At 44.0% G+C, this 10,002-nt stretch carries 8 protein-coding genes; 3 read left to right on the top strand and 5 right to left on the bottom strand.

All coding sequences use genetic code 11. The features are described from left to right. Positions 1-42: 42 nt before the first annotated feature. From ACOV1R_RS12900 to ACOV1R_RS12890, 3 genes are read right to left on the bottom strand one after another with little or no spacing between them, the layout of a single operon-like run. Positions 43-654, bottom strand: coding sequence for a hypothetical protein (locus ACOV1R_RS12900; protein ID WP_257591846.1), 612 nt, complete (start codon positions 652-654; stop codon positions 43-45). Positions 655-665: 11 nt separating this feature from the next. Continuing rightward, entirely contained in the window at positions 666-1,256 is a 591-nt protein-coding gene (locus ACOV1R_RS12895; RefSeq protein ID WP_033098993.1) for a hypothetical protein, read from the bottom strand. Positions 1,257-1,290: 34 nt separating this feature from the next. Beyond that, positions 1,291-4,002 carry an SEC10/PgrA surface exclusion domain-containing protein gene (locus ACOV1R_RS12890; protein ID WP_054519334.1) on the bottom strand — a complete coding sequence of 904 codons (2,712 nt, stop codon included), beginning with the start codon at positions 4,000-4,002 and terminating at the stop codon, positions 1,291-1,293. A 162-nt stretch (positions 4,003-4,164) separates the two neighbouring features. On the opposite strand from ACOV1R_RS12890, the gene ACOV1R_RS12885 reads away from it, so the two are divergent. Next, on the top strand, positions 4,165-4,479 hold the full coding sequence (locus ACOV1R_RS12885) for a helix-turn-helix domain-containing protein (RefSeq protein WP_021355861.1): 315 nt from the start codon (positions 4,165-4,167) through the stop codon (positions 4,477-4,479). A gap of 131 nt (positions 4,480-4,610) precedes the next feature. Here ACOV1R_RS12885 and ACOV1R_RS12880 read toward each other — a convergent pair whose 3' ends face one another. Both ACOV1R_RS12880 and ACOV1R_RS12875 read right to left on the bottom strand, forming a co-directional pair. Beyond that, positions 4,611-7,115, bottom strand: coding sequence for a CAP domain-containing protein (locus ACOV1R_RS12880; protein WP_053267342.1), 2,505 nt, complete (start codon positions 7,113-7,115; stop codon positions 4,611-4,613). Positions 7,116-7,611: 496 nt separating this feature from the next. Further along, positions 7,612-8,295: a CPBP family intramembrane glutamic endopeptidase gene (locus ACOV1R_RS12875; protein ID WP_217203305.1), complete on the bottom strand. Its 684-nt coding sequence runs from the start codon at positions 8,293-8,295 to the stop codon at positions 7,612-7,614. A 547-nt stretch (positions 8,296-8,842) separates the two neighbouring features. Here ACOV1R_RS12875 and ACOV1R_RS12870 point away from each other — a divergent pair. Continuing rightward, entirely contained in the window at positions 8,843-9,211 is a 369-nt protein-coding gene (locus ACOV1R_RS12870; RefSeq protein ID WP_021357386.1) for a helix-turn-helix domain-containing protein, read from the top strand. Positions 9,212-9,443: 232 nt separating this feature from the next. Continuing rightward, positions 9,444-9,812 carry a hypothetical protein gene (locus ACOV1R_RS12865; RefSeq protein ID WP_021730181.1) on the top strand — a complete coding sequence of 123 codons (369 nt, stop codon included), beginning with the start codon at positions 9,444-9,446 and terminating at the stop codon, positions 9,810-9,812. Positions 9,813-10,002: the final 190 nt, after the last annotated feature.

Raw genomic sequence — 10,002 nt, 5'->3', positions numbered from 1 at the left:
TCGTTTAGGTGTTGTCATCGGAATGCCTCGATTCGTTTTTCCTCAGATTATACCTGAATTTTTAGTTTTCAGACAGTCCCTAGTCCAAACGGTAATTAAATTCTGACGGTTAGTGCTGCCAGTACCGTCAACTTGATAATCACTAGTCGTACCGGCTGGATAGAACGTCATTGCCCAATTACTACCATCATCGTTTTCAGTTGAGACACTGAATATTTTGCCATTATTACGAAGCTGGGTAACCTCATTTTTACCATCAACCGCAATACTATTTTTCGTGACGGTCAACGTGCCAGTCGTAATCTTATCTTTAGCTATCGATAATTGCCCGTTGACCTGACTAGTATCAAATTCCATACCATTACCTTTATGATAGTTCACTTTGGCACCAATCATCTTCCAGTCACTACCCGTCACACTACGATAATTGCCGGTTTTAATTTCAGCCAGGTTCATACACGTTCCGGTTGCTGTTGTCTTGTTTGTTTGTGAAGATGCCGCGAGACTTTTGCGTGCTGATGAAGTCCGTTTACGCGTTGTCACACTCATTGACGAACTCGATGCGCTAGCCGGACTTTGCGCATTTTTCCCGCCGCATGCCGACAGGGTCACTAACATCACGATACTCGTGGTACTCAGCACGAATTTTTTCAAGCCATTCATCATTATTTCCGTGAATTCAACGCCGAAATCGTTGAAGAAACCGCAGCAATTCCGGAATTGACCGCCGTTGCGTGCGCATTAGCTGCAATATCTGCTTGAAGACTCTTGATTTCTTCCTGTGCTGCCAGCTGATCTTCTTGGAAATGCTGCGTTTCTAAAAGATTGAAGGCTTCTTGTAAATCCCGCGCTCGATTTTCATTCACTAACTTCCAAAGCCGTAACGCATCCCAGTAATTGTAGAATTTCTCTGGGAACCCATTGGCCTCTTGTTGATAAACTGGATTAGCCAGCTCTTGTTGTAAGCTTGCTTGATCTTTTTGAATCACCTCATTAGTTGGTGACAGATAGTGCAGATACTTGAATACGAACAACCCGATGGCAATGGCCGCACTAGTAATGACCAGGCTGGCGCCACTTTGCAACAGTAACGCCGCCACAGCCAAGATACCGAATCCAATAATCGTTTTATGGAACCGTTTCTTATCCTTAGCTAATTTATCCTGATCAGCGGCCAGCGCCTGTTGCGCACTAGCTACCCCCGCCGTAGCGCTTCGCTTATTTTTCAAAAAGTCCAAAAGTTCTTCCCTCGTCATTTGCTACTTTCCCGCTTTCTATTCCAATTTTTTATTAAATTCGCTTACGACGCTTAGTTACACCCAGTAACCCAACTAATCCAATCACCATGAGTCCTAGTACTGAAACAGTACGATCAGCCTTTTCATTCGTTTGTGGTAACGTGCTAGTTGATTTAGTGGTAGCCGCAGCCATTGCGGCTTTCCGTTGTTGCAAGGTTGTGGCCTGCTCAGCACTCAACGCGCGATGTGCCTTCAAGGTCACCGTGTCACCACCCGTTGTAGCGTGTTCAGTACCTAATGCGTACTTCGTATTCAATGTAGTACCGCCACCATTAGTCATATCATGTTCAGTATTTGTCATACTTTCCCCTTGGGCCGACTTAGACTGACTCGTCTCCTGGTTTGTACGATCAATGGCGTCATTAAGTGCTTTAGTCTGCAATAACTGGTCTAGTTTAGCTTGCGCCGCGACCAATACTTGCTTAGCCACATCAGCAACTTGTTGTAATTGTTGGTACGTCACTGCATCACTGTCCTCAGTTGTTTGAGCAACCTTAAGCGCTTGAACCGCCTGGTCATAGGCCGCTTGCGCATCAACAACGGCTTGCTTAGCGGCTGCCAAATTAGCATCCGCATGCGTCAGTGAATCCAAATACACTTTCTTATTAGCTAACGCTTGTTGCCCAGCCTTTAGCGCAGCCTCCGCATTCGCCAACTTGACCTTAGCTTGGGCAAGTGCTTGATTAGCGGTTGCAAGTTTAACCTTAGCCGCAGTTAAGATCGCCTGCTTTTGGGACTGAACCGCTTGCGCAGCTTTTAGCGCCGCTTTGGCATCACTCAATGCTTGCTGCTTAGTGGCATCACTTGCACTAGTTTCATCAACAGCTTTTTGAGCAGCGGCAACCGCAGCCGTTGCCGTTTTAACAGCAGCTTGAGCGTTGGTTAAGGTAGTTTGGGCATTAGCTTGTTGCTGCTTAGCGGTTGCTAAAGTAGTTTTAGCTGCAGTTAACGTATTCTGGGCCTTGGTCGTATTGGTATTTGCCGTTGCTAAAGCAGTCTTGGCGGTATTCGTAGCCGTCTTCTTAGTGGCAAGGTCGCTTTCTAATTGCTTGATTTCATTAGCGCTGACTGTTTCATTTTTAATAGCCGTCTTATCAAATTTACTTTCGTCGACCCAGTACGAAGAATCCTGAGGAACAAACGCGAAGTGAGAATCAAAATTAAGTGTTTTCCCCGGAGCACCTAGGACATTCTCACCAATACTGTCGCTAAAGGACACACCAAAATACTGGTCTTTACCATGAGCTGCAGCGCCCAAAATGCTATTAGCATGGCTCCATTCTTCGTCATTAGCCATAAATGATTGTAACGAAGTAAAAATCATTTGCTTAAAATCATCTAAGGTTAAATGCCATTCACCGAGATTAGATGTCGCTTTTGCAAGGGCAGCATCTTCATACATGTTAGCGGTTGCCTTTGAAAACAGTCCATTCTTAGCGGCAGCTCGATTAATTGCTGGAACGTCATGGGCATTTTCAACCGCTAATATCCACTGATCATCAGTGACTTCATCAGCAATATCACCAGCAAACTTGACACTACCATTTGTAACAATGACATGTGGCGCCCCAAATTCATCCCGCATCGAATTAATTAGTTGGGCGGCGTACGTTGATAATTGGCTTAATACTTCGGGAGTCAAATCTTGGCGACCATTGATTTTGATATTCTTATCGACCGCGTTCGACTGAAATTTAAGCATCTGACTCATTGCGTCAGATGCCTTGATTAGGCGCTGAACAACGGGATAACTACTATTTAGATTGTAGCCTTCCGCGTCATTGTATGCTTTCAAAGCATTAACATACTCAGTACCTAAAGTAAAAGTTTGGGTGCTCCCCTGATGTTGGCTAGCGTCATCCAACGCCTTTTGCGCCGCAGCTTGTGCTTGTGTCGCCGTATTAATATTTTGTTGGGCAGCACTTTGGGCTTGATTAGCCTGATCAACACTCGTTTGCGCACTCGTTACTTTGGTCTGTGCATCACTAACTGCCTGACTAGCCTGCTTCGTTGCATCATTAGCCTGCTTAACATTGGTTTGTGCTTGACTTAGATCTTGTTGCGCTGTTGCCAAGTTTTGTTGGGCCGTCGCGCTGTCTTTGCCGTCCACAACGTCTTGGGCATGGTTGACTTGTGTTTGCGCGTTAGCAACCGTTTGATTAGCTTGCGTCGCATCAGTATTCGTTTGGTCGACTACAGTTTGGGCGCTATTCACACTGTCACCAGCCTTGTCAACGTCCGTTTTAGCCGTATCAACCGTTTGCATTAATTGCTGATTTTGATTTTGTTGGTTAGTCACCGCGTCTTGTGCTTGGTTAATCGCATCATCAGTCGCACTATCTGCAACTTGTTGTGCCTCGGCTTCGGCGGTCTTGGCCGTACTCAAATCAGTTTGCGCTTTAGTCGTTGTTGCTTGCGCAGTCGACGCTTGGCTTTTTGACTGTACCGCGGCCCCTTTAGCTGCATCAGCTGCCGTTTGCGCCTGCCCCGTCTTATCCTTGGCATCATTTACAGCAGTTTGCGCATCCTTAATGTTTGCATCAAGTTCTGATTGACTCGTCTTGGCCGTTTGCGTCTGCCCCGTTGTCGTATTATTAGTCGTTGGATTGGTCGTATCGGCTTGTGCAGTCGTTGCAGTTCCAATCGCCGTTGCGCCTGCAGCAACTAAAGCCGTTGACATCAAAGCAATTCGCGATTTTTTCATAATAATTTCCTCCAATAGTCTTACATCAACAAAACACACTATAAAAAAGAGTATTAATAATCCTTTTCTAGCATTTATAATATCATAAAGAACGCTATTTTAGTATATCTAATACTACTGTTGTATTTTAAATACGACTGTTTTCTATAAAATGAAGTTATTATGACAATGGAATATTTTGGTGACAAATTAAAATCATTAAGAAAAGCAAAGAAGCTAACTCAAGTTGAGCTAGCGCAACAGCTCGACATTTCCAAATGGGCTATTACTTCTTATGAACAAGGAAAGACGTACCCTAGTATTGAAGTTTTAATCAAAATTTGTTCGGTTCTCGACACATCATCTGATTATTTACTTGGAATTTCTGACAAATTACCGGTTAAGATGAGTACACTCGGTTTTACAGATGAGGAGGTCCGATTGTTACTACAGTTCTTAAATCTATTTCAGCAAAACAGAACACCCATTGATAAATAATCATATCGATTGTTAATGCTTTCACTCATTTATCCATAAAAATAACCTGAGTTCCAAATATCATTGGTTTGATATTTGGAACTCAGGTTATTTTATCTGTTTATTGTTGAATAAGAATTCAACGCTATAAATTACGCATGCTTGCGTGGCTTAACTAAACCAAATAGTGCCAAACTGGCGGCAAATAATCCCACTGCCATCAAACTCGATGACTGTTTTTCATCCGTTTGTGGTAAAGCCGTGGCCTGTGCGGCAACTGGCTGTTGTTTAGCTCCCGCAACCAGCTTAGTTGTTGCATCGCCATCTGAAACATCTACGCTAGTACTCGTGGCATTAATGGTACCATTGCTATTCGCTACGGTTTTAGTAGCTGTCGCATGTGGTGCGGTAACACCAGTCGATTGGTCAACATTTGTTGTTTCAGCAATTCCATCAGCCGCCGCAGCCGTCGTCGTTGTAAATTTGTTAGCTTCGACGCGTGCCAAGAAGGCTTTAGTAGCCGTTAAATCACCTTGTGCAACGGCGAGATCAACTCTGGCAGCGCCGAGCACCTGCTTAAGTTGTGCTAAATCGGTCTTTTTACGATCCAGTTGCGCTTTTCCAGCAGCGAGTTGCTCGTTTGCTGTATCGACTTGAGCCTGCCCCTTTGCGAGTACGGCCTTGGCAGCAGCGAGTTGTTGTTCAGCCGTAGCAATTTGGGCCTTCATGCTTGCAATCCGTGCGGGCAAGGCCACGATTTCGGCCGCCAATCGGGCGTTTTCAGCGGTCAAATCGGCTACCAATGTCTTGGCACTGGCTAAGTTTTTAGCGGCTTGCGTGGCAGTTACTTGTGCCGTAGCCGTCTTCGCGATTGCTGTCTTCAAATTATGAACGGGCGATAGTTGTTGCTGTTGCGCCGTTGCTAATCGCCCTTGAGCTTGCGTCAAAGCAGCATTAGCCACCGTCAAACTAGTTGCAGCGACTTGAACTTGGGCCTGTTTAGTCGTAACAGTCGCTTGTAAGCCACTTGTCTGGTTTTGTAAAGCCTGTAAACTGGCATTTTGGTTAGCCAGCGTGGTTGCTAATGTCTTCCCGGTATTTTGTAAACCATTCAAACTAGCCGTTGCAGCAATCAACGTTGCGTTAGCCGCCGCAATCTTCTTCGGATCAGCGGGGGCCGTCTGGACGTAATTGAACGTGACAGCTGGTAAGGCCTTAGTCCCAGTAGCGGCATTCGTATGGGCATTGTCGAACAAATCAACATACTTGTCTTGCTGTGCTTCCGTCATCCCGGCATTATTGACTTCAAATGCCGCCACGTGTTTGGCCAAGTTGATGGCTACTCCGGCATCACCAGTCGAGTATATTAGGTTGACGCGGTGACCAAAGGAACCGGACTCAATGTTATTGGATTCATCATACCAACCCATCACAGCATTATAGGCCGTTTCTTGATCGCTCATGAACCATTGCGGATAAACTTGTGTTAAATTTTCTGCATAACTTGAGCCAGTATGATCCAAGCCACCGTCGACTTGGGCAGCTGCTCGCGCAATCGCATTATTTTGCAGCGTCGCCGTCTGTTTCAATGCTGGTTGACCATTCAGCGCCCGTAGCTGATTGATATATTCAAACATATACTGATTGATTTTATCCGCATTAGGCACATACTTGCCATTACTTGGATAGGCGACGCTGACTGTTTCGGCCCCAGTCAATTGAGATTGTGGGAATTCGGCAGCGTCATACTTATTTTGCGATTCTGTCGTGGTCGTTGGCCGTTCTGCTGCCGCTAAAGCTGCTTGAGCTGCGGTCATCTTGGCTTGCGCTGTGGAAACAGCTTGATTATTCGCATTAATTTGACTGGTCGTGTTTTGAATCGCCGTCTTGGCAGAACTGATTGCCTGGGTATTTTTATTAACCGCATCTTGCGCTGATGCTACGGCCACTTTAGCTTGATTTGCTTGGGTGGCCGCTTTTTGCTGGGCGGCAGATGCTTGATCGACCGTCGCCTGTTTAGCTGCAGTGACGGCACTGGCTGCATCGGCATCAGATTGGGCCGTGGCCTGTTCAGTTTTAGCTTGCGTCAAGGCCGTGTCAGCCGCGTCCTTAGCCGTTTGTGCTTTCTTCTCGGTAGCTGGCTGGTTGGCGATAGCGACTTTGTTGGCCGCAACTTGCTGTTGGTCAGCTGGAATTTGTGTTTCAGCTGCTGCCATTTGCAACTTAGCAGCGTCGACTTTATTTTCAGCCTCAGCGAGGACCTGATTGTTAGCATCCAGTGTTTGTTGTGCACGGTCAACTTGGGCCTTACCAGCATCATACTGGGACTGCCCGATCGCAACTAGTTGACTTTGATTAGTCACTTGCCCCTGCGCAGTCGCCACTTTAGCTTGTACCGTGTTAACTTGGTTTTGAGCCGTGGCTACGTTCCCCTTGGCAGTCTGCACGTTGGCTTGATACTGTTGCTGACTAGTCGGTTTGACCGTTGCTAACTTTTCGTTAGTTGCCGTCTGAGCGCTCCCCTGCGTGGCACTCGTCTGATTCGTCGTATCGCTGTTATCAGTTGCCGTGTCGGCCTGCGCATTGTTAACACCCAATTGGGTCCCCACGAATAATGCCGCAGTGGTAATACTGGTATATAATAATTTCTTATTCATAAACTCACTCCAATAAGTTAATATAAATATCATTATAAACTAATGATGTCATAATGCTAGGTGGTGTTTACACCCTTATGTCCTGATTGAACATTGGAAAGCCTTATTTAATCAGGACTATTATGAATTTTAGTCGTTGAATAAGTCGCAAATCAGGAAATACCATTGTTCCAATTTTACAGTATAAAGTTATTTTGATAATCAACAACTGCTAATCAAACATTACCTAGTTATCATTAATAGCCACTGTTTTCAAAAACAAACGAAACTGGTGTGGTATATTTCTATCCGATTAACGACAGTCTTTCAACAATTCGTATCAGATTGTTAGATAAACATTATTAATGACGTTACCATAACCAATCCCTATCTATTATTAACTCAGCCCTACCAAAACAGGCAGCGCCCAAAATTTGGACGTTGCCTGTTTTTAATCATTACACATCACGCGACTAATACGCGAATGTCAACCGCTATGTCGGTAGGATAACCTGTGTTAACGCGAAAGCAAGGTCAACATGCCAACCATGGCTAATGAATTATTGATAATGTGCAAGGCGATACTATAGCGAATATCGTTGAACCACACGTACGTAAAAGTCAACACGACGGCGATCGGTAAGTAGGCTAGTAGCGCAGGGCTAAACGATAACGTATGGGCGAATGCAAATAACAAACTCGCAAAGACTAATGCCACAGCGAAAGTCACCCGATTCGTGACTCGTGGGAATAGCCAACGATACATTAGCCCGCGAAAAATCAGCTCTTCGACAATCGGTGCCAGTACTGCCATCAGGACAACATTAATGACTGGGCTAGTAGTAAATACCTTGTCCAAAATCACTTGGTTTTCAGGAGTCTGTTTCACAATAAGTCCCGCCAACACGTTGCCTAACTCAACCAGGATAAATAGGCCCACTATTGTTAACGCCGGACGTGCCGGTCGTGATAAATTGGTCACGATTGGCGCTTGGCGACGATAAATCGTTACCAGCCACCAAATAAGTAATCCGAGCAAGACTAAACTTGCCACTCCGGCAATTAGTGTTACCGTGGCCGAGAACCCGTGTCGAATTGCTGGCATCATCGTGGGAATCATGGCGAGTTGGTATAGTGCGAATAGACCAATTAGTTTAACGATATTGAGGAGCCAGGTGACAATAGAACGATTCGATTTCAAAATTTTCCAACCTCCTTATATGTTTGCATCAGCTTTTCAGCTCGTTTTGGATTAGTCCGCCAAGCTGACTAAACATCCACTAGTGTCCTTGCCATAATACCATAATGAAGACCATTTGATTGTGAACAATCACCTCTTCAGAGTGAAATTATGATTGCACTATTTGACCAGTCTATCTTAAAAAATCACAATCATCAGAAAACAGTGATCGTTTTAAGTCTAACCACCTATTTTTAATTATTTATCTGTTTGGAGAACTCTGCCGATATTTCAAATCATTATCTCCGTATATATTAAAGGGCGAAAAGTCGTATCCAAATCTAGTAGCATCCTAGGAATAGAACCATCATCTAGATAACACTTGATACTAATCTATTTTGTTCCAACAACCTGAATGCATTATAATTAACAAGCAATTAATTTATATCAATAAACCACGTTTTATATTAAATAGTTTATTTAAATAAGTTATTTCTTAAATTTTTTATTTAAAAATATAAATTTTACGTTTAAATATTATACAATACGTTCATTGGGAGACTATAACATGCCAGCAAAAACACAAAACAACTTCATTCGAAGACTAATTAATCTTCGTGACAGTCGGAACTGGTCAAAAACTGAGGTGGCCAGGAAATTAGGGCTGAGCAGTATGCAGCGATATGCCAACTATGAATATGGCACGAATGAGCCAGACTTGAACATGCTTAAACAGATTGCAGAGCTATATGATGTGACGACCGACTACCTGCTGGGTGAAGATAGCGCACCTAAATGGATTGCCAGAAAAGATACCATTGACTTGAAAGAATTGCTCGCAACTCATGTGGATTCGATGACATACGGGGGCGAAAAACTTACGGAAGAAGAGCGCCAACAAGTACGAGTAGCAATGGCCGTCATCTTCTGGGAATAAGGCTAACCGCGACTGTCGCCCCTTACGATGAGGTATCTTAATGTTCGAATCAAGTTACTTGGGCACGCTTATGAGAATTTTACTTATCGGCAAGAATACTGGTCACCTTTGTTTATTTATAAGAAAAACTAACCTATCAATACGGGGATTAATGGTTTGGGTAGGCTTCAACAACTTATGTCCAATAAACTGATCGACATGAAAAGCTGTTAATAAAGGGAGGAGCTTCAACATGAAGACAAAAAATTTAGCACTTACTAACGGGATTGTAGGGCTAGTTGGCGGTATTATCTTATTATTCGGGGGCTGGTTTATTGCTGGTGGCGTTCTAAACGACGCTGCCACTGGATCGGTATCAAGTACATCTGGTACGGCCGCTTTCCTAAACATCTTAAAAATTGCTATTTTAGCACTAGGAATTATTGCATTAATTTATTATAAAGGTGATAAGCGTGTCGGTACTGCAGCAGGCGTTTTACTCATTGTCGGTGGTGCAATCGCGCTTATTCCATTCTTAGGTTGGATTGGTGGCATTCTCGCAATTATTGGTGGATCTTTATACTTAGCTTCATTAAAGCATTTTAGCCAACCACAAGCATAGTCCAATCTGCAATCAGTTAGTAATATCAGCCCTTAACGGGGCTTTTATTCAGACCTAAAAAGAACGTGCGTTCTAATTACGCAGTCCAATTATAAAAGACCGTTCAATTAACGAATCCTAACAAACCTTTTGAAATTGGAAAACAATACAAATATACTCGCACTAAGCACGCATTCCTTACTGCTGATAT

Origin of the sequence: Lactiplantibacillus sp. YT640 (assembly GCF_049745435.1) — a bacterium.
GTDB classification, from domain to species: domain Bacteria; phylum Bacillota; class Bacilli; order Lactobacillales; family Lactobacillaceae; genus Lactiplantibacillus; species Lactiplantibacillus plantarum.
Note: the sequence above shows the minus strand (reverse complement) of the source record. Positions and strands in the feature narration are given on the sequence as shown.